At 69.7% G+C, this 21,629-nt stretch carries 22 protein-coding genes; 4 read left to right on the top strand and 18 right to left on the bottom strand.

Annotation, left to right across the window (positions count from 1 at the left end; translation table 11 throughout):
* Positions 1 to 55: 55 nt before the first annotated feature.
* The 11 genes from ABNQ38_RS11435 to ABNQ38_RS11385 all read right to left on the bottom strand — a co-directional run bounded on the left by ABNQ38_RS11435 (position 56) and on the right by ABNQ38_RS11385 (position 8,491).
* Entirely contained in the window at positions 56 to 898 is an 843-nt protein-coding gene (locus tag ABNQ38_RS11435; RefSeq protein WP_377806957.1) for a FoF1 ATP synthase subunit gamma, read from the bottom strand.
* On the bottom strand, positions 895 to 2,451 hold the full coding sequence (locus ABNQ38_RS11430) for a F0F1 ATP synthase subunit alpha (RefSeq protein WP_377806956.1): 1,557 nt from the start codon (positions 2,449 to 2,451) through the stop codon (positions 895 to 897). Before ABNQ38_RS11430 ends, ABNQ38_RS11435 begins: the two co-directional genes overlap by 4 nt.
* Entirely contained in the window at positions 2,414 to 3,187 is a 774-nt protein-coding gene (locus ABNQ38_RS11425) for a hypothetical protein (protein WP_377806955.1), read from the bottom strand. The genes ABNQ38_RS11430 and ABNQ38_RS11425 overlap by 38 nt, the downstream gene beginning before the upstream one ends.
* Before the next feature lie 24 nt (positions 3,188 to 3,211).
* The gene (locus tag ABNQ38_RS11420) at positions 3,212 to 3,451 is read right to left on the bottom strand and encodes a F0F1 ATP synthase subunit C (protein ID WP_012977203.1); all 240 of its coding nucleotides are present in this window, start codon (positions 3,449 to 3,451) and stop codon (positions 3,212 to 3,214) included.
* A 5-nt stretch (positions 3,452 to 3,456) separates the two neighbouring features.
* Positions 3,457 to 4,131: a F0F1 ATP synthase subunit A gene (locus ABNQ38_RS11415; RefSeq protein WP_377806954.1), complete on the bottom strand. Its 675-nt coding sequence runs from the start codon at positions 4,129 to 4,131 to the stop codon at positions 3,457 to 3,459.
* A complete protein-coding gene (locus tag ABNQ38_RS11410) occupies positions 4,128 to 4,442 on the bottom strand; it encodes an ATP synthase subunit I (RefSeq protein ID WP_377806953.1) in 315 nt (104 codons plus the stop codon). Before ABNQ38_RS11410 ends, ABNQ38_RS11415 begins: the two co-directional genes overlap by 4 nt.
* A gap of 1 nt (position 4,443) precedes the next feature.
* Positions 4,444 to 4,722 carry an AtpZ/AtpI family protein gene (locus ABNQ38_RS11405; RefSeq protein WP_377806952.1) on the bottom strand — a complete coding sequence of 93 codons (279 nt, stop codon included), beginning with the start codon at positions 4,720 to 4,722 and terminating at the stop codon, positions 4,444 to 4,446.
* Positions 4,719 to 5,177, bottom strand: a complete 459-nt coding sequence (locus tag ABNQ38_RS11400; RefSeq protein ID WP_377806951.1) for a F0F1 ATP synthase subunit epsilon — start codon at positions 5,175 to 5,177, stop codon at positions 4,719 to 4,721. The genes ABNQ38_RS11405 and ABNQ38_RS11400 overlap by 4 nt, the downstream gene beginning before the upstream one ends.
* Positions 5,174 to 6,637 (bottom strand): F0F1 ATP synthase subunit beta, encoded by a 1,464-nt coding sequence (atpD, locus tag ABNQ38_RS11395; protein WP_377806950.1) that lies wholly within the window; start codon positions 6,635 to 6,637, stop codon positions 5,174 to 5,176. Before atpD ends, ABNQ38_RS11400 begins: the two co-directional genes overlap by 4 nt.
* 238 nt (positions 6,638 to 6,875) lie before the next feature.
* Entirely contained in the window at positions 6,876 to 7,421 is a 546-nt protein-coding gene (locus ABNQ38_RS11390) for an isoprenylcysteine carboxyl methyltransferase family protein (protein ID WP_377806948.1), read from the bottom strand.
* Between the two features lie 11 nt (positions 7,422 to 7,432).
* A complete protein-coding gene (locus ABNQ38_RS11385; protein WP_377806947.1) occupies positions 7,433 to 8,491 on the bottom strand; it encodes a type III polyketide synthase in 1,059 nt (352 codons plus the stop codon).
* A gap of 204 nt (positions 8,492 to 8,695) precedes the next feature.
* Here ABNQ38_RS11385 and ABNQ38_RS11380 point away from each other — a divergent pair, with 204 nt between their 5' ends.
* From ABNQ38_RS11380 to ABNQ38_RS11370, 3 genes are all read left to right on the top strand, one after another.
* Positions 8,696 to 9,244, top strand: a complete 549-nt coding sequence (locus ABNQ38_RS11380) for a tetratricopeptide repeat protein (RefSeq protein ID WP_377806945.1) — start codon at positions 8,696 to 8,698, stop codon at positions 9,242 to 9,244.
* Positions 9,245 to 9,453: 209 nt separating this feature from the next.
* The gene (locus ABNQ38_RS11375; protein ID WP_377806944.1) at positions 9,454 to 9,927 is read left to right on the top strand and encodes an RNA polymerase sigma factor; all 474 of its coding nucleotides are present in this window, start codon (positions 9,454 to 9,456) and stop codon (positions 9,925 to 9,927) included.
* Complete coding sequence (locus tag ABNQ38_RS11370; protein WP_377806943.1) at positions 9,924 to 10,757, top strand: anti-sigma factor family protein; 834 nt, start codon at positions 9,924 to 9,926, stop codon at positions 10,755 to 10,757. The genes ABNQ38_RS11375 and ABNQ38_RS11370 overlap by 4 nt, the downstream gene beginning before the upstream one ends.
* A gap of 63 nt (positions 10,758 to 10,820) precedes the next feature.
* Here ABNQ38_RS11370 and ABNQ38_RS11365 read toward each other — a convergent pair whose 3' ends face one another.
* Both ABNQ38_RS11365 and ABNQ38_RS11360 read right to left on the bottom strand, forming a co-directional pair.
* Positions 10,821 to 12,347 carry an aldehyde dehydrogenase family protein gene (locus ABNQ38_RS11365; RefSeq protein ID WP_377806941.1) on the bottom strand — a complete coding sequence of 509 codons (1,527 nt, stop codon included), beginning with the start codon at positions 12,345 to 12,347 and terminating at the stop codon, positions 10,821 to 10,823.
* Positions 12,348 to 12,393: 46 nt separating this feature from the next.
* The gene (locus ABNQ38_RS11360; RefSeq protein WP_377806940.1) at positions 12,394 to 14,052 is read right to left on the bottom strand and encodes a thiamine pyrophosphate-binding protein; all 1,659 of its coding nucleotides are present in this window, start codon (positions 14,050 to 14,052) and stop codon (positions 12,394 to 12,396) included.
* Positions 14,053 to 14,179: 127 nt separating this feature from the next.
* Here ABNQ38_RS11360 and gcvA point away from each other — a divergent pair, with 127 nt between their 5' ends.
* Positions 14,180 to 15,085, top strand: a complete 906-nt coding sequence (gene gcvA / locus ABNQ38_RS11355; protein ID WP_377806939.1) for a transcriptional regulator GcvA — start codon at positions 14,180 to 14,182, stop codon at positions 15,083 to 15,085.
* Between the two features lies 1 nt (position 15,086).
* On the opposite strand, the gene ABNQ38_RS11350 is transcribed toward gcvA, so the two are convergent.
* From ABNQ38_RS11350 to ABNQ38_RS11330, 5 genes are all read right to left on the bottom strand, one after another.
* Positions 15,087 to 16,880, bottom strand: coding sequence for an ABC transporter ATP-binding protein/permease (locus ABNQ38_RS11350; RefSeq protein WP_377806938.1), 1,794 nt, complete (start codon positions 16,878 to 16,880; stop codon positions 15,087 to 15,089).
* 78 nt (positions 16,881 to 16,958) lie between these two features.
* On the bottom strand, positions 16,959 to 17,933 hold the full coding sequence (locus tag ABNQ38_RS11345; protein ID WP_377806937.1) for a DMT family transporter: 975 nt from the start codon (positions 17,931 to 17,933) through the stop codon (positions 16,959 to 16,961).
* A gap of 166 nt (positions 17,934 to 18,099) precedes the next feature.
* Positions 18,100 to 18,873 carry an HNH endonuclease gene (locus tag ABNQ38_RS11340; RefSeq protein ID WP_377806936.1) on the bottom strand — a complete coding sequence of 258 codons (774 nt, stop codon included), beginning with the start codon at positions 18,871 to 18,873 and terminating at the stop codon, positions 18,100 to 18,102.
* A gap of 88 nt (positions 18,874 to 18,961) precedes the next feature.
* Entirely contained in the window at positions 18,962 to 19,906 is a 945-nt protein-coding gene (locus ABNQ38_RS11335) for an SDR family NAD(P)-dependent oxidoreductase (protein ID WP_377806935.1), read from the bottom strand.
* A gap of 498 nt (positions 19,907 to 20,404) precedes the next feature.
* Positions 20,405 to 21,595 (bottom strand): phosphoserine transaminase, encoded by a 1,191-nt coding sequence (locus tag ABNQ38_RS11330; RefSeq protein WP_377806934.1) that lies wholly within the window; start codon positions 21,593 to 21,595, stop codon positions 20,405 to 20,407.
* Between the last annotated feature and the right edge of the window lie 34 nt (positions 21,596 to 21,629).

Here is a 21,629-nt window from a genome sequence, read left to right as displayed (position 1 = left end):
CCCTCATCCTAACCGTCTCCCCAGGGGGGAGAAGGGACTTGGCGTAGCGGTCGCGTCACCCCATCGCCTCCGCACCCGAAACCAGCTCGATCAGCTCATTGGTGACCTGCTCCTGGCGCAGGTGGCGGGCCGTGGCGGTCAACCCGTCCAGCGTGGTTTCGATGTTGTGGCGGGCCGTCATCATGGTGGACAGGCGCGCCGCATTCTCGGCAGCGAAGCTCTCCATCGCGGCATCGGCCAGCAGGGCGAAGACATACTCGTCCACCAGCCGGGCGATCAGCTCGCGCGGCGGCAAGTTGATCAACGGCGGCACCGGCCGGGCACCGTCCCGCGGTAGCCCGAGCGGCAGCAGCGGCCGGCGCACCGGTTCCGGCGGCGCACCGCCCTCGGTCCGGCCATAGAGCAGTTCCACCCGGCCCAGCCGCCCCTCCGCGGCGGCGCGGTAGAGCGTATCGGCGATGCGCCGGGTGGTGGCGGTGACGGCATCGGTGTTGGTCGCCATCGCCGTGCTCCACTCCGGCGGGCGTCCGCGCTCCTCCAGCAGGGCGGCGCCGCGCAGGCCCACCACCCACAGCGCGCAGCCGTCCGGGGCGGCCAGCGCGGCGTCGACCAGCCTTTCGGCGAAAGCGCCGACGAAGCCATGCTCCGGCGCGAACAGCACCAGCGCCGAATGACCGTGCTGCCCGTCCGCCGGCCACTGGACCGGCGCGTCGTCCAGCAGGGCCGCCGCCTGGGCCAGCGCCCCGGCGATGACCTCGGCATAGGCGCGGGTTCCGGCCAGTGTGCCCAGCGCCTGCTGCAGCCGCATGGCGGCGAGGGAGCGCATGACGTCGGTCACCGCCTCCAGCTCCTGCACGCTGGCCCGCCGGGCCTCGACATCGGCCAGCCGCTCGCTCATGGCGTCCCTCCGCCCGTCTCTCCGCCAAGCCCGGCGGTGGCGGCTTGGGCGGCGGCCTGGGCGATCAGGTCGCGCAAAGCGGTTCTGGTGGCGTCGTCCAGCGCCTCGCCGATCTTCGGCGGGCGGGCGGCGACCAGCCCGGCCAGTGCCGCCTGGAAACGCTGGATCGCCTCCAGCGGCAGCCCGTCCAGCGTGCCGTCGGCGAGCGCCAGCAACTGCGCCGCCTGGACCGCCAGCGGCCGGGGCGACAGGTGGCGCTGGGCCAGCAGGGCGCGCATGCGCTGGCCGTGCGCCACCGCCTTGCGGGTCCGCTCGTCCACCAGACCGCCGAAGCGGGTGAAGACCTCCAGTTCCAGGAACTGGGCATAGTCCAGCCGCAGCGGTTCGGCCAGGGTGCGCAGCACCGGCGGCTGCGCCTTGCCGCCGACGCGCGACACGCTGCGGCCGATATCGACCGCCGGCTTCCGCCCTTCGTAGAACAGCTTGGTGTCCAGGCAGACCTGACCGTCGGTGATCGAGATCAGGTTGGTCGGGATGTAGGCCGACAGGTTGCCGCCCTGGGTCTCGGCGATGGGCAGCGCCGTCAGCGACCCGCCGCCCCTGGCCGGGCTGAGCTTGGCGGCACGCTCCAGCAGGCGGCTGTGCAGGTAGAACACGTCGCCCGGATAGGCCTCCCGCCCCGGCGGGCGGCGCAGCAGAAGCGACAGTTGGCGGTGGACCGCCGCATGCTTGCTCAGATCGTCGACGATGACCAGGGCGTGGCGGCCGCTGTCGCGGAAATGCTCGGCCATGGTGAAGCCGGCATAGGGGGCCAGCCATTGCAGGCCGGGGGCGGAATCGGCGGCGGCGATGACGAACAGGGTACGCGCAGCCGCCCCGCCCTGGCGCACCGCCTCGATGGCCGCACGGACGCCCGACGCCTTCTGGCCGATGGCGACATAGACACAGAACACGTCACCGTCCGTCTGGTTGAGGATGGCGTCCACCGCGATGGCGGTCTTGCCGGTGGCGCGGTCGCCGATCAGCAGCTCGCGCTGGCCGCGGCCGAGCGGGAACATGGCGTCGACCACCGCGGTGCCGGTCAGCAGCGGTTCGGACACCGCCGCCCGCTCCGCGATGGTCGGGGCGGGGCGCTCCACCGGCTCCCAGCGCTCGGCCTCCACCGGTGGGCCATCGTCGAGCGGGTTGCCGAGCGGATCGACCACCCGGCCCATCAGCCCGTCGCCGACCGGCACGCGCAGCACCGTCCCGGTGCCGTGGACGGTGCCGCCGGCCATGACCGCCGCAGCATCGCCCAGCAGGACGCAGCCGATCTGCCCGTCCAAATCCATGGCGAGCCCGGCGACGCCGCCGGGGAACAGCAGCAGTTCGTCAACCCGGACATCGGGCAGGCCGGAGACATGGGCGATGCCGTCGCCCACCGACTCCACGCGCCCGACCGATTCCAGCCGCGCAGCCGTCTCCAGCCCATCGAGCCGGCGCAGCGTGCCCGGCATCCAGGCGTCGAGCGCCTCCTCAAGCGACGGCGTCGGCACTGTGTCTTGCGGAGTCATGACGCGTCATCTCCTCCTTCGCCTCGGCCAGCGCCTGCTTCCAGCTGCGGCGGACGACGCTGTGGGCAAAATGCAGCTCCACCCCGGCGATCAGCGACGAGTCCTCGACCAACTCCAAGGCCACCGGCCGGCCGAGCGCCGCCGCCAGCCGGTCGCGTGTCCGGGCGGTGTCGCCTTCCGGCAGCGGGGCGGCGGCAGCAAGCCGCACCGGCACCGGGTCGGCCCCGTCGGCCAAGGCATGGCGCTGGGGCGCGCTCAACCCCTCCACCGCCGCGCAGGCCTCGTCCAGAAGCGGGACGGTCAAGGCGGCGGCGGGAGCGTCGCATAGAAGCCGGGTCGCCAGACGGATGCCGAGATCGGCGGCATGGCGCTGCAAAGCCTCCAGCGCCTGCGCCCGCTCCTCGGCCAGACGGCTGCGCGCCTCCTCCAGCGTATGGTCGGCCTCGCCCCTCGCCTTGTCCAGCAGGGCGGTGCGTTCGGCCTCCGCCGCGGCGTGGGCGGCGGCGATCAGGCGGTCGCGTTCGGCGGGCAGGGCGGTGCGCTGGTCCTCCAGGCTTTGGCGCGCGGTTTCGGCGGCCTGACGCGCGGCCTCGGCCTCGCTGCGGACGCGCTCGGTGGCGGCCTGCCGCTCGGCGATCACCGCCAGGACCGGCCGGTAGAGGAAGCGGCGCAGCAGCCAGACCAGGATCAGGAAATTGACCGCCTGGAGCAGAAGGGTCCAACCGTCGATGTGCATGACGGACCTCGAGGGTTGCAGCACTCAGGCGAACGGATTGGCGAACAGCAGAAGCAGCGCCACGACGAGGCAGTAGATCGCCATCGTCTCGATCATCGCCAGACCGACGAACAGGGTGCGCGACAGGGTGTTGGCGGCCTCCGGCTGGCGGGCGATGGCCTCCATCGCGGCGGCGACGGCACGGCCCTCGGCCAGCGCCGGACCGATGGCGCCGACCGACACCGCCAGTGCCGCACCCAGGATGCTGATGGCATGGACATCCATGGTTCCTACCCTTTCTCGATGGTTCCGACAGCGCCGCCGATGAAGACCGCGGCGAGAATGGTGAAGATGTACGCCTGGACGAGGCCCAGCAGCAGCTCCAGCGCCATCAGCGGCACCGGCACGAACAGCCCGGCCAGCGACAGCACGATGGCGATGACGAACTCCCCGCTCATCACATTGCCGAACAGGCGGATCGACAGGGAGAAGGCGCGCGTCAGCTCCGACAGGATGTTTAGCGGCAGCAGAAGCGGGGTGGGGTGGGCGAAGCCCTTCAGATAGTTCCACAGGCCACGCCGGCGGATACCCAGCGCCTGCGATGCCAGCAACACGATCAGCGCCAGCGCCGCCGCCGTCTCCAGGAAGGCAGTCGGTGCCTTCAGCCCCGGCACCAGCCCCGACAGGTTGGCGACCGCCAGATAGAGGAACAGTGTGCCCAGCAGCGGCAGGAAAGGGGTGGCGTCGGTCTGCATCGTCTCGGCGATCTGCCGGCGCAGCGTTTCCACCACCAGTTCCAGCACGGTCTGGACCGGGCCGGGCCGCTCCACCCGCAACCGCCGGGTTGCCAGTGCGGAACCCAGCACCATCGCCGCCATCAGTCCCCAGGTGAGGGCGACCGGCAGCGTCACCGGGACCGGGCCCAGCAGGAAAACGACCGGCGTCGTCAGCGGGGACTCGGTCATGGCATCCTCTCCTGCGGCCCCTCCGGCGCTCCCTCCAGCATCCGCCGCTCGCGCCGGACCACGACGCTGCGCGCCAGCTGGAAACCGGCCAGCATCGCCAGCAATGCCTCCGCCCCGCCCCAGACCGCAGCGATGGTGAAGCCGGCGGTGGCGCCGGCCAGCCGCAACAGATAGAGCGGCATCGCCTGCCGCACCCCGCCCACCACATAAAGCCGCGCCGTCGCCGCCAGCCCGCGGAAGAACAGGGTGCCGAACGTCAGGCCGGCCAGGGCCCCGACGACGATCGGGAGCAGATAGGGCGGCACTGTCATGTCAGCGTTCCTGTTCGATGCGGTTCCAGGCGAGCCATCCGCCGAGCGCGACGCCCGCGACCAGCAGCGCCGCCGTCCAGAAGATCCCACCGCCGGCCCGTTCGTCGAGCCAGCGTCCGGCGAACAGCCCGGCCAGGGTCGGGGCGATCACCAGCCAGCCGAGCGCTCCGATCAGGGCGAGGTTGCGGCCCATCGGCCGTTCCCCCTCGCGCTGCCAATGCTCCTGCCGTTCACGGTGGCGGCGGACGCTGCCGGGAAGCGGATCCTTGTCGTCGGTCATGGTCTGTCCTCCCCGCCGTCCGTGGTGGGTGCGAATGGACCCGTGGGGCGCCGGTCCGGCCGCAGATAGGCCAGGATGTGGCGGACCGCCGCCAGATGCATGCGGCGGGCGCCGGAGCGGGCCTCCCCCTCCTCCTCCACAGTCCGGCGGAAGCGGGCGAGCACGTCGCGTTCCAGCGCGCGCAGGTCGTCGCCCGGCACCGCTTCGCGCGTCGCGACGGCAACCTGCGCGCCACCGCGGACGGTCAGCACCCCGCCGCGCACGGCGCAATGGCCTTCCCGGCCGTCGGCGGTGCGCCAGCTGATGACGGAGATGGCGAGGGCGGTCAGCAGATCGGCATGGCCGGGCCAGATGCCGAAGGCGCCGCTGGCATCCTCCGCCCGCAGATGCCGGATGCCGGTGAGCTTCGCGGCGACGGAGGTTGGAGTTGTGACGATGAGGGAGAGGTCGTTCATCCCGTCCTCCCGGCGCGGTCGCGCTCGCGGATCTGGTCCAGGGTGCCGGTCATGAAGAAGGCGCTCTCCGCCCAGTCGTCGCACTGGCCGTCGAGGATGGCGCGGCATCCCTTCAGCGTTTCCTCCAGCGGCACGCTGACGCCGCCATGGCCGGTGAAGGCCTCCGTCACCAGGAAGGGCTGGGTCAGAAAGCGCTGCAAACGGCGGGCGCGGCGCACGGCCAGACGGTCGGCGGCGCTCAGCTCCTCCATTCCCAGCAAGGCGATGACGTCCTGCAATTCGCGGTAATGGGCGATGGTCTTGCGCACCTCCTCCGCCAGCCGGTAATGCGCCTCGCCCACTACCAGCGGGTCGAGCAGGCTGGAGGTGGAGCCGAGCGGGTCGACCGCCGGATAGAGCCCTTCCGCCGCCATGGCGCGCGACAGCACGATGGAGCTGTCGAGATGGCTGAACAGCTCCGCCACCGCCGGATCGCTGAAATCGTCGGCCGGGACATAGACCGCCTGGATCGCCGTCACCACGGCGCCGGGGGTGGAGGCGACGCGCTCCTCAAGCTCGGCGATCTCGCTGGCCAGCGTGGGCTGGTAGCCGACGCGGGACGGCAGGCGGCCCAGCAGGCCCGACACCTCCGCACCGGCCTGAACGAAGCGGAAGACATTGTCCATGAGCAGCAGCACGTCCAGCATCTCCTCGTCGCGGAAATGCTCGGCGATGGTCAGGGCGGTCAGGCCGACGCGCCAGCGCGCGCCCGGCGGCTCGTTCATCTGGCCGAAGACGAGCGCGGTGCGACCCAGCACGCCGGACCGCTTCATCTCCTCCCAAAGCTCCTGCCCCTCGCGGGACCGTTCGCCGATGCCGGCGAAGACGGAGATGCCGGTGTGGCGCTCCACCATCTTCCGGATCAGTTCCATCACCAGCACGGTCTTGCCGACCCCGGCGCCGCCGAACATCGCCGCCTTGCCGCCGCGGGCCATCGGGGCCAGCAGGTCGATCACCTTGATGCCGGTTTCCATCAGGTCGCGGCGCGGACTGCGGCGGGCCAGCGGCGGCGGCGGGCGGTGGATCGGCGAGCGCGGTGTGTCTGGCGGCAGCTCCGGCCCGTCGTCGCGCGCAAGCCCCATCACGTCGAGCAGACGGCCGAGCACCGCCTTCCCCACCGGGGCGGTCAACGGGCCGCCGGTGGGGCGTGCCGGCGTGCCGCGCTGCAGGCCGGAGGTGCCCTGGAGGGCGATGGCGCGGGCGGTCCGGGCGTCCAGATGGCTCTGCACTTCCGCCACCAGCCGCTCAGGACCGTCCCACAGGATCTCCACCGCCTCGAACAGCGGCGGCAGGGCCGCTTCGGGAAAGCGCAGGTCGATGACGGAACCACGGACGGCGACCACCTGTCCCGGTTCCCGCTGTGGATCCGGCGCGGACGAACGGTCGGCGGATGGTGTTTCGGCGGAAGACTGAATGGACATGGTCACTCCGGCCGGTTGGGCAGGATGGAAACCGTGCAAGATGGAGCGGGCGACGGCGACGTTGCGGAAAGAAGCCCCACCCGGCCTTCCCCCGTTGGGCGGGGGAAGGGGCGCCGGGAAGCGGCGCCGTCGGGGTGGAGGGCAACGCGTCAACCAGATCGACCACCAGATCCAAGGATAGACCCCTTTGCCGCGTTGCGGCATTGCGTCAAATCAAACCCTGTGCCCACAAATTGTCTTAGCCGGCGCGGAGAGCGGCGTTCTGTCTTCGACCGAGCGCCCTGTTCTCCGCCCGGATTCGCACGGCGAGCATCGCCGCGTTGAGGAGGGAGAAGAGAAGGGCGTAGCCGGACATGCCGAAGGCGAGCGGAAGAGCGGCGATCTCCACCGCGACCGCCAGATAGTTGGGATGGTTGGTGAAGCGGTAGGGGCCGGTGCGGACCGGCGGCGCTCCGTCGAGCACGACGATCCGGGTGGTCCAGCGCCGCCCCAGCGTCGCCTGCACCCAGAGGCGGAGCGTCTGCATGGCGAGGAGGACCGCCAGCCAGACCGGCTTGACGGGTAAGATGCCCGCCGTTCCCGGAATCCGCAGCGGGCCTCCCAGTGCGGCATCCCAGAGGCCGGCCAGCCACCCGACATGTAGCAGCACCATCACCGGGTAATGGCCGCGCCCATGCTCCCGCGCACCTTGGGCCAGCAGCGCCGCGCGGTTGCGCCGGTCAATGACCAGTTCGCTGAGGCGCTGCGCCGTCACCAGCAGCATGACGATGATCGGAGCTGTCATGGCCTGCGCCGTCATTGTGGACCCCGCCGCATCGTGATCAGGTTGGCGGCAAAGCCGGGGCCGAGCGCCAGAAGCGCCGCCCGGTCCGGCAACCCCGCCCGGCGCGCCCGGTCCAGCACGAACAGCACCGTGGGGGCGGACATGTTGCCGTGATCGGCCAGCACCGCCCGTTCATGGTCGAGGCTGCGGGTTTCCAGCCGCAGCACCTCTTCCAGCGCCGCCAGCACGCGGGTGCCGCCGGGATGGCAGATGAAGCGGCCGATCTGATCCTTTTCCACTCCGCATTGGACGAGCAGCCGGGCAAGGGCGGGGCGGAGATGGGTTTGCAGGAATTGCGGCAGCGTCGCCGACAGCACGATGCCGAAACCGCCATCGTCGATGCGCCAGCCCATGATGTCCCGCGACCGTGGGAACAGATGCTGGCCGGCACCGTCGATGACGGCGAAGGTGCGCTCTTCCGCACCGCCGCGCAGCACGCAGGCGGCGGCACCGTCGCCGAACAGGGCGGTCGCCACCAGATTTGCGCGGCTGCCGTCATCCTGCCGGAAGGCGAGGCTGCACAGCTCCATGATCACGAACAGCACGGTGCGGCCGGGGGGCGCCGCCAGCCGTGCGGCGGTCGCCAGTCCCGCCACGCCCCCGGCACAGCCGAGCCCGAACAGCGGCAGCCGCTCGATGTCGGGCCGGAAGCCCATGGCTTCGGCGAGCTGCGCTTCCAGGCTCGGCACTGCGAAGCCGGACGAGGAGGAGACGACCACGCAATCGACCTCCGCCGGAGCAACGCCGGCATCCGCCAGGGCCGCGCTCGCCGCCTGGACGAACAGGGACTCCGCCGCCTGCCGGTAGGCGCCCATGCGGTCGCTCCAGCCATGGGGGGCGGCGTACCAGTCTGCCGGACGGGCGCAGTGCCGCCGGGCGATGCCGGTGTTGGCGAAAACCCGCTCGAACTGGGGGAAGCCGGCAAGCCGGTCGCCGAAGATGCGGGTGGTGAGGAGGGCGGCCTCCTCCTGGGACAGGACATGGGGCGGCAGGCCGAGGCCCAAGCCAAGCAAAGCCACGGGTGGGAACACGGGGGGCGGCTCCATTCAGGACATCGCGGTCGCAAGCGGGATGCTGGCGGCGCGGCGGGTGGGGAACACGCCGGTGGGGCCGTCTATTCGCTGCCGCTGAGGGCCCGAAAAAACTTATCTGCGACCGAATAGCCGCCGGGGGTGGCGTGTTGTCCGCCAGCGCCGCGATACGGCGAACCGTCCCCCCGAATTCCAGGAGAAGTCATGAAGAGAGTTTACGCCAAGGCTGGAAGCAGCGTCCTTGCCGGCCTGCTGTGCGCCGCCGTTCTCGGCACCGGCCTGCTGGCTTCCGTCTCCGCCCGTGCCATGGGCGACGACACCACCCCAACCTGCAAGCCGGGGGAGGTCTATGACAAGAAAACCAAGCAATGCGTGAAGCAGAGCGGTGCCAACCTCACCGACGACAACATAGCCGACTACGCCTATTCGCTGGCGAAGGCGGAGCGCTATCGGGAGGCGCTGGACATCCTCGCGACGGCGCGCAATCAGGACAGCCCGGTCGTGCTGAATTACCGCGGCTATGCTACCCGCAAGCTGGGCCGCGTCGACGAGGGCATCGGCTATTACCTGAAGTCGGTGGCTGCCGACCCCTCCTACGCCAAGGTCCGGGAATATCTCGGGGAAGCCTACATGCTCAAGGGGCGCTCCGATCTGGCGTGGGAGCAGCTGGCGGCGATCCGTTCGATCTGCGGCACCGGATGCGAGGAGTACCGCGACCTTGAAGAGGCCATCGCCGCGCCGGCCAGGGGCTGACGCCACCGGCGGGGACGCTTTCCCTCCCCGTGCGGGGGCGTTCCCGCCGCTTTGTTCGGTCACCGGAAAGGCGGATGATGGCTATCGTCGAGAGCGGTCGTGAGGCATATGGTTGGTCGCGGCCGGTACAGTGCCGAAAGGACCGGATCGGCCCGGATGCCATGCGAGGGGGCGGTGAGATCGCAAGCGAAGCGGAAGTCAAGCACGGCTTGTCCGTCACCTTGCCGCGCCTTTGGCGCTATGGCTTCGTCCTGTCGCGGCAGCGCGACTGGGCGGACGATCTGGTGCAGCAGACCTGCCTGCGGGCATTGGAGCGGCACGGCCAGTTCCAGCCCGGATCCCGCATCGACCATTGGCTGTTCTCCATCCTGAACTCGGTCTGGCTGAACGAGGTCCGGGCCCGCCGTGTCCGCTTCGGCCAGGGAACCGTCGAGGCGGAGACGAGCCTGGAAGTCGACGGCGCGCGCGAGACCGAGGCGAAGGTTCTGGCCGGGCAGGTGATGAGGCTGGTCGGCGATCTGCCGGAAGCGCAGCGGGCAGCCGTGTTCCTCGCCTATGTGGAAGGCCTGACCTACCGCGAGGTTGCCGCGGTTCTCGACGTGCCGGTCGGAACGGTGATGAGCCGTCTGGCGGCGGCACGGGCAAAGCTGGCGGACAGGATGAGCGACGGAGCGGCAAAATGACCGGAGAGAACGACGAGTCCGCGATGCCCTCCGACGAGGAACTGACCGCCTTCATCGACGGCGAACTGGAGGAGGAGCATCGCGCCCGCCTGCTCGACCTGATCGAGCGCGATCCGGCGGTCGCCGCGAGGGTGGAGCATCTTTCCCGCGCCAGCCTGCCCTATGGCGAGGCATTCCAACCCCTGCTGGACGCCGCCCCGACGGCGGATCTGCAACGCATGCTCGACGGAATGGCCGCGCCGCCGGTTGCTGCCAACGCGGTCGTTCCGCTGACACGCCGCCGACTGTTCGGCGCCATCGCCGCATCGGTGATGGCGGGCGTGCTGGGCGACCGGCTTCTGGTCCGGCTGTTCGGAACCGGCGACGGCGACGACTTGGCCGACGATGACGGCGGGCCGGACCGGGAGCACCACTGGCATGGTGTGGTCGCTCAATATATGGGGTTGTACACGCGGGAAACGCTGGGCGGGGCCACGCCCGGCCATGACGCCCAGTCGGCACAGCTCGCCGCCCTGAACCGGCCGCTCAACCTGTCCTTGACGCCGGAGGCGGTGGAGGTCGCCGGAGCGGAATTCCGCCGGGCGCAAATTCTATCCTATGACGACATGCCGCTCGCCCAGATCACCTATCTCGATCCGCGTAGCGGTCCGCTGGCACTCTGCATCCTGCGCCGTCCCGGCACCGTGCGCGGGGTGGAGCAGGAAATGCGTGGTGGGCTGTCCATCGCCTATTGGAACGGGCAGGACCATGCCGCCCTGCTGATCGGCCGGCTGCCTCCCCAGGACCTGACGGCCAAGGCCGAAGCGGTCCGGGGGAGGCTGGCGATCTGATACGCGTGCCGATCCGGCCGGGACAGGCTCGCCAATGGCGGCTCCGTCCCGGCCGGAAAAGCCTCAGCCGATCTCGAACTTGATGCCCTGGGCGAGCGGCAGCGCGGAGGAGTAGTTCACCGTCGCGGTCTGGCGGCGCATGTAGGCCTTCCACGAGTCGGAACCGGATTCGCGGCCGCCGCCGGTCTCCTTCTCGCCGCCGAAGGCGCCGCCGATCTCCGCACCGCTGGGACCGATGTTGACGTTGGCGATGCCGCAGTCGGAACCGGCGGCCGACAGGAAGCGCTCCGTCTCACGCAGGTCGGTGGAGAAGATGCAGGAGGACAGCCCTTGCGGCACGGCGTTTTGAAGCGCGATGGCCTCCTCCAGCGTGTCGTAGGTCAGGACATAGAGGATCGGCGCGAAGGTCTCGTGCCGGACCACCTCGGTCTGGGCCGGCATCTCGACGATGGCGGGAGTGACGTAATAGGCGTTGGGGAAACGGTCGGTTAGCGTGCGCTCGCCGCCGGCCACCGCGCCGCCCTCGGCCTTGGCAGCCTCCAGCGCGCGCTGCATCGCCTTGAAGGCGTCGGCGTCGACCAGCGGACCCATCAGCACGCCGGCCTCCAGCGGGCTGCCGATGGGAACGGAGGCGTAGGCCGCCTTCAGGCGCGGCAGCAGCTGGTCCTTGACCGAGCGGTGGACGATCAGGCGGCGCAGCGTGGTGCAGCGCTGGCCGCAGGTGCCGACGGCGGAGAACAGGATGGCGCGCAGCGCCATGTCGAGGTCGGCCGACGGCGCGACGATCATGGCGTTGTTGCCGCCCAGTTCCAGGATCGAGCGGCCGAAGCGCTCCGCCACCACCTTGGCGACCTCGCGGCCCATGCGGGTGGAACCAGTGGCCGAGACGATGGGGAAGCCGGGGTGGGCGACCAGCGCCTCGCCGACCTCACGGCCGCCCTGGACGATCTGGGACAGGTTGGCCGGGGCATCGCCGAAGCGGGCGACGGCGCGGTCGAAGATCACCTGGCAGGCGGCGGCGGTCAGCGGGGTCTTTTCCGACGGCTTCCAGACGACCGGGTCGCCGCAAACCAGCGCCAGGGCGGCATTCCACGACCACACCGCCACCGGGAAGTTGAAGGCGGAGATGACGAGGCAGGGGCCGGCCGGGTGCCAGGTCTCGCGCATCGTATGGCCCGGACGCTCCGACGCGATGGTCAGGCCGTAGAGCTGGCGCGACAGGCCGACGGCGAAGTCGCAGATGTCGATCATCTCCTGCACTTCGCCCAGGCCTTCCTGGTAGATCTTGCCGGCTTCCAGCGAAACCAGACGGCCCAGATCCTCCTTGGCGGCGCGCAGCTCCTCGCCCAGCAGGCGGACCAGTTCGCCGCGGCGCGGGGCCGGCACCGAGCGCCACGCCTCGAAGGCGCGGGCGGCGTTGGCGACGATGTCCGAAACCTGCGACGGCGCGGTCTCCGCCACCGTGGCGAGCGTGGCGCCGTCGACCGGCGAACGGGCGGTGAGCCCGGCTCCGCTGGAGGTCAGGCCGAAACGGGAGAGGATGTCGCTGTGCTGCACCGGGGTGGCTCCTTGGGTCAAAAAGCGAGGCATATGATGTTCCCTGTCCCATGCCGGGAGAGGGAGGTATTCGCTCAGATCACTTTCCCCTGCCCGATGCACGGATCTCGGAAAGCGTCCGGCTGGGCGTCAGGGCCTCGGGGTCGAGCTTGATGTGGATGATCGCCGGCAGGCCGGACGCGCGGGCGCGTTCGAAGGCCGGAGCGAACTGCTCGGTGGTCTCCACCGTCTCGCCATGTCCGCCATAGGCGCGGGCGAAGGCGGCGAAATCGGGATTCTGCAGTCGGGTGCCGGACACGCGGCCGGGATATTCGCGTTCCTGATGCATGCGGATGGTGCCGTACATGCCGTTGTCGACGACCAGCACGATCACGGCGGCGCCCTCCTGCACGGCAGTGCCGAACTCGATCCCCGTCATCTGAAAGCAGCCGTCGCCAGCGAAGCACAGGACATCGCGGGTGCGATGCTGAAGCTTGGCGGCGATGGCGGCCGGCAGGCCGTAGCCCATCGAGCCGCAGACCGGCGCCGCCTGGGTGCCGAAGCGGCGGAAGCGGTGGAAACGGTGGATCCAGGTGGCGTAGTTGCCGGCGCCGTTGGTGAAGATGGCGTCATGCCCCAGCCGCTCGTCCAGCCAGGCCATGATGCGGCCCATCTGAACGTCGCCGGGGATGGCGTCGGGCGGGGTGCTCCAGGCATCGTAAGCGGCGTGGGCCGCTTCGGCGCGGGCGGCCCAGCCGGGCTTGGCCGTCGCGCCGAGCCCCGCCATCGCCTCCAAGAAGGCGGCCGGCGTGGCGACCATGCCCAGCGTCGGGCGATAGACGCGGCCGATCTCCTCGGCGCCGGGGTGGATGTGGACCACCGCCTTGCCCGGATTGGGAATGCCCAGCAGGTCGTAGCTCTGCGACGGCACTTCGGAGAAACGGTCGCCCAGCAGGACCAGCAGGTCGCTGTCCTTGACCAGCGCCGAAAGCTTCGGATTGATGCCCAGCCCGATGTCGCCGGCATAAAGCGGGTGGCAATGGTCGAACAGCATCTGGCGGCGGAAGGTCACGGCGACCGGCAGGGCCAGCCGTTCCGCGAAACGCTGAAGTTCGGCGACCGACTCCTCGGTCCAGCGGGAACCGCCGACGACCAGCAGCGGCCGTTCCGCCTTGGCCAGCAGGGCGCCGAAGGACGCCACCTGCGCCGGGGTGGGGGCGCCATCGACCGTCTCCGCGCGCGGGGCAACGGGCACGTCCGCGGTTTCCGTCAGCGTATCTTCCGGCAGGGCCAGCACGACCGGGCCGGGGCGGCCGGCCATCGCGGTGTGGAAGGCGCGGGAGATCATCTCCGGCACGCGGTCGGCGCTGTCGATCTCGGCGACCCATTTGCACATGCCGCCGAAAAGCTTGCCGTAATCCACCTCCTGGAAGGCGTCGCGGCCGCGCATGCCGCGCTCGATCTGGCCGACCAGCACGACCAGCGGGGTTTCGTCCTGCTGGGCGACATGGATGCCGGAGGCGGCATTGGTGGCGCCGGGGCCGCGGGTGACGAGGCAGACGCCGGGGCGGCCGGTCAACTTGGCCTGCGCCTCCGCCATCATCGCCGCACCGCCTTCGTGGCGGGCGACGACCATCTCGATCGGGCTGTCGTGCAGGGCATCCAGCACGGCGAGATAGCTCTCGCCCGGCACGCCGAACACCCGCCGCACGCCCTGCGCCTCCAGCGCCTCGACGATCAACTGACCACCCGTCTTCATCGCGAACCCGCCCCGCCGTGCCTATGGGAATTTTCCGGATCTCCAGGATATCGAGCGTGCCGTGCCGTGCGCCAGGGTGCAAACGACTTTCTTTCCATAGGTCATGAGCTTTGGTAATGAGGTCGTCATGGATCTGCAGCGCCGCCTTCTCCCGTCCATGAGCATGCTGTCCGCCTTCGAGGCGGCGGCCCGCACCGGCAGCTTCACCGCGGCGGCGGCGGAACTGTCGCTGACGCAAGGGGCGGTCAGCCGGCAGATCAAGGCGCTGGAGGACCAGATCGGCACCGCCCTGTTCATCCGCAAGGGCCAACGGGTGACGCTGACCCCGACCGGCGCGCTCTATGCCGATCCGATCCGCGACGCGCTGCGCCAGATCGCAGCGGCCACGGTGCGGACCATCGCAGCACCAAAGGGCGGCGTGCTGAACCTTGCCATCCTGCCGACCTTCGGCACGCGCTGGCTGGTGCCGCGGCTGCCGGCCTTCCAGACGGCGCACCCGCAGGTGACGATCCACTTCACCACCAAGCTGGCGCCTTTCGATTTCCGTCTGCACGATCTGGATGCAGCCATCCATTACGGCTTCGGCGACTGGCCCGACGCCATCTGCGACCATCTGCTGGACGAGGAGGTGCTGCCGGTCTGCTCCCCTGCATTCCTCAAGGCGCATCCGGTGGCGGAGCCGGGGGACCTGCTGTCCCTGCCGCTGCTGCACACAAGCACGCGCGCCGACGCGTGGAACGAGTGGCTGTCGGCCCAGGGGCTGCCTCCGCGGCCCGGTGCCGGCATGGTGTTCGAACAGTTCGCCACCACCGCCCAGGCGGCCGAGGCCGGGCTGGGCGTCGCCCTGCTGCCGACCCTGCTGGTCCGTGCCGAGCTTGATGACGGCACCCTGCTCCCCGCCATCGACCGGCCCCACCGCAGCGCGCGGGCCTATTACCTCGTCCACCCCCGCGGCAAGGCCAACCACCCGCCCTTCGCCGCCTTCCGTCAATGGCTGCTGGCCGAGGCACGGGGGGAGCAGCCTCAGGCTTAGCTCACACCGCCGCCAATTCTGCGACCCCATCTCCGTTGCGCCGGACCGTCATCCGCCGGTCGTGGAAAGCGGCGAGGCTGGGACGGTGGCCGATGCTGACCAGCGTCGTGCCGGGCAGGCGGGCGCGCAGCAGGCCATAGAGCCGCTCCTCCGTCTCCGGATCGCAGGCCGAGGTCGCCTCGTCGAGATAGAGCCAGTCGGGCTTGTGCAGAAGGGCACGGGCGATGGCGATGCGCTGCTGCTCGCCGCCGGACAGCCGTTGCGACCAGTGGTCGTCCTCCGCCAGTCGGTCGGCGAAACCGGCCATGCCGACGGCATCCAGCACCTCGCGCACCGCCTCGTCCGGGAAGGCGTCGGGAGTGGCGGGGTAGGTGACGGCGGCGCGCAGGGATCCGATGGGCAGGTAGGGCTTCTGCGGCAGGACCATGCTGCCGTTTGACGTGGTGGCGCTGCCAGCCGCCATAATGCCGCTTGGCAGCGCGATCCGGCCGCGGCCGAAGGGCCAGATGCCGGCGATGGCACGCAGCAGGGTGCTCTTGCCCGACCCCGACGGGCCGGTGATCAGAAGGGACTCGCCCGGCTGCACCGTCAGGTCGGCGCGGACCAGCGGCGTACCGCCGTCCGGCAGGGTCAGGGCGAGCCCGTCCAGCGTCAGGGCGCCGTTTGCCGCAGCAGTGCGCTCCACCCCGGCATGGTCGCGGGCACTGGCGCGGACGGTCGCGACAGCGTGGTGGAAGCCGGTCAGGCGGCTGGTGGTGGCGTGCCAGTCGGCGAGGTTCACATAGGCGTCGATGAACCAGGACATAGCCCCCTGCACCTGCCCGAAGGCCTGCGAGGTCTGCATCAGCGATCCCAGCGGCAGGGCGCCGCTGAAATAGCGCGGGGCGGCGACCAGCAGCGGGAAGATGATGGCGATCTGCCCATAGGCGGAGGTGAACCAGACCAGCCGCTTCTGCGTGCGCATCAGCGACCACCAGTTGGCGACGACGCGGGCGAAACGGTCGCCGAAGCCGCGCGCCTCCTGCACCTCGCCCTGTTGCAGGGCGACGCTCTCGGCATTCTCGCGCAGGCGGACCAGGGAGAAGCGGAAGTCGGCCTCGTACCGCTGCTGATCGAAGCTGAGCCGGGCGAGCGGCTTGCCGATCATGTGTGTGATCCAGGTGCCGCCCACGGCATAGACCAGCGCCACCCACACCATGTAGCCGGGCAGGTCGATGCCGAGCCAGGGGATGGTGACCGAGCCGGATAGGCTCCACAGGATGGCGAGGAAGGAAACCAGCGAAACCAGATTGGTCATGAAGCCCAGCGACAGGCTCAGCGTCAGCTGAACGAAGCTGCGCAGATCCTCGGCGATGCGCTGATCGGGGTTGTCGGTGCTGGTGTTGGCGAATTGCAGGCGGTAATAGGTCTGGTTCTCCAGCCAGTCGCCGAGATAGCGCTCGGTCAGCCAGCGGCGCCAGCGGATTTGCAGCATCTGGTTCAGGTAGAGGCGATAGACCGCCACTGCGATGAACACCAGCGCCAGCCCGCCGAACACCAGCAGGGCCTGGATGAAGGCGTTCTCGTCCTTCTCCTGCAATGCGTTGAAGATGTCGGCGTTGATCTGGGTGAACCAGACATCCATGAACACCGCCGCCAGATTGAGGATGACGATTGCTGCCAGTAGGCCGCGCGCCGCCCATTTTTCCTCCGACGACCAATAGGGCTTGGTCAGCCGCCAGACATCGGACAGGAATTGGCGGGCGGCGGACAGACGTCCGGAAGAGGACGGTGGGGAATACGCACGCGCGGGCATTGTTTGGGCACTCGCAAGCGGTCGGGACGATGCTTGCCGATTACCACCCTTTGCCTCGGCCGGGGCATGAAATCGCTGTCACTTGCCGCGGATCATGTCCCAGCTCGCCATCAGCGCCCCGCCGGCGATCAGCGCGCAGGCGGCCCAGACGGCCCAGCCGCCGCTGGCCTGCCCGAACAGGATCAGCAGCAGGGTGGAGGCAGGCGGCACGGCATAGGACAGCACGCCCAGCGCCCGGATGTCGCCGCGCTTCATTCCATGGTCCCAGACGAAGAAGGCCAGCCCGTCCGGACCGATGCCGAGGGCCAGCAGGACCAGCCAGCCCAGCGCCTCCTGCGGCCAGACGGCGGCATCCTCGAACAGCAGGTGTCCGGTCAGGCCCAGCAGGGCGGTGACGAGGCAGAAACCGCTGACCGCCTCGGTCGGGACCGAGCCGAAGCGGCGTGACAGGACCGAATAGGCCCCCCAGATCAGTGCCGCCGCCAAAGCCGCACCGTAGGCGGGCAGGTTGCCCCCCAGGGTGCCGGCGTCCAGGTGCAGCCCGCCGCCTCTTCCGGAAACGATCAGCGCGGTGCCGGCCAGCCCGCACAGTGCGCCGGCCACATGGGCGGCCTTCAGCCGCTCCCCCGGCAGCAGGGCGGAGAACAGGACGATGCAGAGCGGCCAGAGATAGTTGATGAGATTGACCTCCACCGCTGCCGATGGCGCCAGATGGAAGGCAAGGAACAGGCAGGCGTGATAGCCGAACAGTCCGCCGACGCCGACCAGCCAGACGGGTAGCGGCTGGCGCAGGGCGCCGATCACGCTGCGGCCACGCAGAACCGCGACGCTGCTGCCGGTCAGGAAGGCGAGCCCGAAGGTGACCGCCACCAGTTGCAGCGGCGGCATGGCGCTGGACATCGAGGTCAGCAGCGCCGCCGTCGCCCACAGCAGGATGGCGATGGAGCCGATGCCAGTGGCACGCCGCACCTCCGCCACCGATGGCGTGACGGTGGATGACCGGGACAGAACAGAACTGGGCAGGGCGGAATCGGGAAGGGTGTCGGCACTCATGCGGGGGTGCATAGCCTATGGGTCAGCCGCCCGCAATGGCTGTCGGGAGCGGCTTGTTGTCGCCCGCTTCCCGTTTTCGGCCTTCCAACCTTTGGCCTGGCGATTTTCAGGCGGAAAGTAAAGCGGAACCGGTGATTTGCCTGACAAAGCACAGCACAGGGCTGCGTCAGCGCTGCTGCCCGGCCGAGGCGCGGCAGTCGTTCAAGATGTTGCCGACGGTCACCCGCTCCCGCTCATCCATGGTCAGGCTCCAGCGCGCCTTCACCAGGACCCAGTCGGCGACATAGAGGCAGATGCCGTCACGCTTGGGCGGCAGCCACTCCTCCGGCCCCTTGGAGCCCTTGGCGCGGTTGGCCTCGCGGCTTGAAACCAGCAGGGTCAGCGGATCGCTGGTGTCGTTGGCGTAGGCGGCGCGCTTCTCCCGGCTCCAGTCATAGCCGCCGCTGGCATAGGCCTCCTCCAGCGGCACGCGGTGGTCGATGTCGACCATCTGCGGGTCGGTGTAGCGCTCGGCGGTGTAGGGATCGAGCCAGTCGCCGGACTTCACGCCGCAGCCCTTGGCGTCGAGCGTCGCCGGGCGACGGGAGTCGCGGATCAACACCTTCTCGCGGGCATTCAGGCAACCGCCGTCGAGTGCCAGCCAGTGCGGCCATTCCTCGCGCTGATAGCCCTTGCGCTTTTCGGGCTCCACCCGGATGCCGTCGAGCTGGCGGGCGACCTCGGCATAGTCGATCCGGTCGGCGGGGCGGGCGACGACCGGCGGGGGCGGTTCAGCGGGCTCCTGCTTACGCGGCTGGCGGGGGCGGTGGGTTTCCTCGCCCAGCAGACGGTCGAGGGTACCGGGCGGGATGATGTGGAGCCGCTCGGCCACCGCGACGACGGCGAGGATCGCGAGGACGATCAGCAGCGCCCGGATGGGAAGGGATCGGCGGCGGGCCATGGTTCGCTCATCCTGATGGCGGCGTCCTCTCCCGGGGCGGGAGACGGAGTTTAATCTGCCCCCTCATACCCCGGTATCGGATTCAACCTCAAGGCATGCGGCCGGTCAGGGTGGCGCTCAGGCCCTGGAGCAGGCCGATCTGGCACACGGTGTCGAAGGTGGAGCGCAGCAGCGACGGGTCGCCGATCGACACGCGGATGTCGCCGGCGCGTGGTTCGGTGTGGCGCCGGCGGACCTTGCTGCCACACAGCTCCTGCAACACCTCCAGCAGCATCACCAGCGACGTCGCGCGGCCGGTGCAGAGGTTGTAGACCTGCGCCCCGGCAAAGCGCCGCTCCATCGCCAGCGCCAGGATGCGCACCACGTCGCCGACGAAGACGAAGTCGCGGACCTGCTGGCCGTCGCCATGGATCTCCACATCCTCGCCGCGGGCGACCCGGCGGGCGAAGATGGAAATCACGCCGGAATAGGGCGACATCGGATCTTGGCGCGGACCGTAGACGTTGAAGAAGCGGAAGCCGACCGTCGGCACCCCCTGGATCGCCCAGGCGACACGGGCGTGCATCTCGCACCCCAGCTTGTCGACGCCATAGGCGGACAGCGGGCGCGGCAACTCGTCCTCATTCAGCGGGGTGTTGCTGTTGTCGCCATAGATGGCGGCAGAGGAGGCGTAGACCACCGGGATCGGACCGCCGCGCTTGGCGTCGCGCGCCGCCTCGAACACGGTGACGGTGCCCAGCAGGTTGGTGCGGTGGGTTTCCGCCCACAACTCCCGCGATTTCTGGACCGACGCCACGGCGGCAAGGTGGAAGACGCCGTCGACCCCCTCGCCGGCATCGCCGGCCATCGCCTCGCGCACCGCGTCGGGATCGGCCACGTCGCCCACCACCAGCTTCGCGGCGCTTGGCTTGTTCTCCAGCCTGCCGCTCGACAGGTTGTCGAGGATCGTCACCCGATGCCCGTCGGCCAGCAGCCGGTCGGCCAGATGCGAGCCGATGAAACCGCAGCCGCCGGTGATGAGGTAGTGCGCCATGGTCGGTACAAGCCCTTCCTTCGTTGCACCGGCTTTGCCGCAGTGCAGCGGGGTCGCCGGAAATCCCATTCAAGAGTCGGGACACAACCGGCGGTTTGCCAGACCATCTTCGGGATAGGGAGGGCCCCCAACAGGGGAGGCGGCGTCGCCCGTCCGGCGATGGCGGGGGCGAATCGGCCGCATTTCCTCCATGACAGTTTCCGGACAGGCGGGGCCGATGGTTCAACAGGGTTATCCACCACCTTGTCCACGGTTCTGTGGATAACCATGGTCAAGCTTGTGAGGTTCGAACGCGAGTCACGCCGGTCACACTGGTGCATAAATGCTGCTGTGTGCGAACGGTTGCCTGACCGGATCCTTTGCTGCAAAGCACAATATCAGCCCACGCGAAAAGCCCCGCTGTGGCGGTTGTGCCACGGCGGGGCCGTTCGACGGCTGCGGAAGATGCTGTGGACGACAGTCCGGCTTGCGCTTGGTCGGACTGGACCCGTTCCGGCTTCAGCCCTGCTTGTTGGGACCGAACGTCTCGGCCTTCACGGTGGCGTAAGCCCAGTCGAGCCAGGGCAGGACTGCCTCCATATCCTCATTCTCCACCGTGGCGCCGCCCCACAGCCGCAGGCCGGGAGGCGCATCGCGGTAGGAACCGGCGTCGAAGGCGGCCTCTTCCTTTTCCAGCAGGGCGGACAGCTTCTTGGCGAAGGCGGCCTGGGCCTCCTCCGACAGGGCGGTCACCTCTGGATCGGTGAAGCGCAGGCAGATCGAGGTGCAGGAGCGGTTCGCCGGATCCGTCGCCAGGAACCCGGCCCAGCTGCTGGTCTCCACCCATTCGGCGACGATGCGCAGATTCTGCTCCGACCGGCGGATCAGCTGTGTCAGGCCGCCCAGCGACAGGGCCCAGCGCAGGCCGTCGATGGCATCCTCGACGCAGAGCATCGACGGGGTGTTGATGGTGTCGCCTTCGAAGATGCCTTCGATCAGCTTGCCGTTCTTGGTCATGCGGAAGATCTTGGGCAGCGGCCGGTCGGGCTGGAAGCTCTCCAGCCGTTCCACCGCGCGCGGGCTCAGCACCAGCATGCCGTGCGCCGCCTCGCCGCCCAGCACCTTCTGCCAGGACCAGGTGGCGACGTCGATCTTGTGCCAGGGCAGCGCCATGGCGAAGGCGGCCGAGGTGGCGTCGCAGATGGTCAGCCCCTCACGGTCGTCGGCGATCCAGTCGCCGTCTGCCACCCGTACGCCGGCGGTGGTGCCGTTCCAGGTGAAGACGACGTCCCGGCTGAAATCGACCGTCGACAGGTCCGGCAGCTCGCCATAGGGGGCGATCAGGTTGCGGACGTCCGGCAGCTTCAACTGCTTGGCGACGTCGGTGACCCATTCCTTGCCGAAGCTTTCCCAGGCCAGCATATCGACGCCGCGGGCGCCCAGCATCGACCACAGAGCCATCTCCACCGCACCAGTGTCGGAGGCCGGGACGATGCCGATGCGGTAGTCGCCGGGGATGCCGAGCGCCGCGCGGGTGAGGTCGATGACCTCTTTCAGCTTGGCCTTGCCCGGCTTGGAGCGGTGGGAGCGGCCGAGCAGCGCGCCGTCCAGCGCGTCGAGCGACCAGCCCGGACGCTTCGCGCAGGGACCCGAGGAGAAGAGCGGAGTGTTGGGCCGGCGGCTGGGCCGGCTGGCGCTGCTGGCAGTCATTGGGCGAACTTTCTGGGGCGAACTTCCTGTCCCG

The organism is Azospirillum sp. A29, assembly GCF_042604625.1.
Taxonomy (GTDB): Bacteria; Pseudomonadota; Alphaproteobacteria; order Azospirillales; family Azospirillaceae; genus Azospirillum; species Azospirillum palustre.
The sequence above is the reverse complement of the archived record's forward strand: the minus strand, read 5'-3'. Positions and strand labels throughout refer to the sequence as shown.

What these genes read in the sequence shown, in the direction of transcription:
- ABNQ38_RS11435 (WP_377806957.1), bottom strand. Translation starts at nt 898, where the DNA reads ATGAGCGAGCGGCTGGCCGATGTCGAGGCCCGGCGGGCCAGCGTGCAG.
- ABNQ38_RS11430 (WP_377806956.1), bottom strand. Translation starts at nt 2,451, where the DNA reads ATGACTCCGCAAGACACAGTGCCGACGCCGTCGCTTGAGGAGGCGCTC.
- ABNQ38_RS11425 (WP_377806955.1), bottom strand. Translation starts at nt 3,187, where the DNA reads ATGCACATCGACGGTTGGACCCTTCTGCTCCAGGCGGTCAATTTCCTG.
- ABNQ38_RS11420 (WP_012977203.1), bottom strand. Translation starts at nt 3,451, where the DNA reads ATGGATGTCCATGCCATCAGCATCCTGGGTGCGGCACTGGCGGTGTCG.
- ABNQ38_RS11415 (WP_377806954.1), bottom strand. Translation starts at nt 4,131, where the DNA reads ATGACCGAGTCCCCGCTGACGACGCCGGTCGTTTTCCTGCTGGGCCCG.
- ABNQ38_RS11410 (WP_377806953.1), bottom strand. Translation starts at nt 4,442, where the DNA reads ATGACAGTGCCGCCCTATCTGCTCCCGATCGTCGTCGGGGCCCTGGCC.
- ABNQ38_RS11405 (WP_377806952.1), bottom strand. Translation starts at nt 4,722, where the DNA reads ATGACCGACGACAAGGATCCGCTTCCCGGCAGCGTCCGCCGCCACCGT.
- ABNQ38_RS11400 (WP_377806951.1), bottom strand. Translation starts at nt 5,177, where the DNA reads ATGAACGACCTCTCCCTCATCGTCACAACTCCAACCTCCGTCGCCGCG.
- atpD (WP_377806950.1), bottom strand. Translation starts at nt 6,637, where the DNA reads ATGTCCATTCAGTCTTCCGCCGAAACACCATCCGCCGACCGTTCGTCC.
- ABNQ38_RS11390 (WP_377806948.1), bottom strand. Translation starts at nt 7,421, where the DNA reads ATGACAGCTCCGATCATCGTCATGCTGCTGGTGACGGCGCAGCGCCTC.
- ABNQ38_RS11380 (WP_377806945.1), top strand. Translation starts at nt 8,696, where the DNA reads ATGAAGAGAGTTTACGCCAAGGCTGGAAGCAGCGTCCTTGCCGGCCTG.
- ABNQ38_RS11370 (WP_377806943.1), top strand. Translation starts at nt 9,924, where the DNA reads ATGACCGGAGAGAACGACGAGTCCGCGATGCCCTCCGACGAGGAACTG.
- ABNQ38_RS11365 (WP_377806941.1), bottom strand. Translation starts at nt 12,347, where the DNA reads ATGCCTCGCTTTTTGACCCAAGGAGCCACCCCGGTGCAGCACAGCGAC.
- ABNQ38_RS11360 (WP_377806940.1), bottom strand. Translation starts at nt 14,052, where the DNA reads ATGAAGACGGGTGGTCAGTTGATCGTCGAGGCGCTGGAGGCGCAGGGC.
- gcvA (WP_377806939.1), top strand. Translation starts at nt 14,180, where the DNA reads ATGGATCTGCAGCGCCGCCTTCTCCCGTCCATGAGCATGCTGTCCGCC.
- ABNQ38_RS11350 (WP_377806938.1), bottom strand. Translation starts at nt 16,880, where the DNA reads ATGCCCGCGCGTGCGTATTCCCCACCGTCCTCTTCCGGACGTCTGTCC.
- ABNQ38_RS11345 (WP_377806937.1), bottom strand. Translation starts at nt 17,933, where the DNA reads ATGAGTGCCGACACCCTTCCCGATTCCGCCCTGCCCAGTTCTGTTCTG.
- ABNQ38_RS11340 (WP_377806936.1), bottom strand. Translation starts at nt 18,873, where the DNA reads ATGGCCCGCCGCCGATCCCTTCCCATCCGGGCGCTGCTGATCGTCCTC.
- ABNQ38_RS11335 (WP_377806935.1), bottom strand. Translation starts at nt 19,906, where the DNA reads ATGGCGCACTACCTCATCACCGGCGGCTGCGGTTTCATCGGCTCGCAT.
- ABNQ38_RS11330 (WP_377806934.1), bottom strand. Translation starts at nt 21,595, where the DNA reads ATGACTGCCAGCAGCGCCAGCCGGCCCAGCCGCCGGCCCAACACTCCG.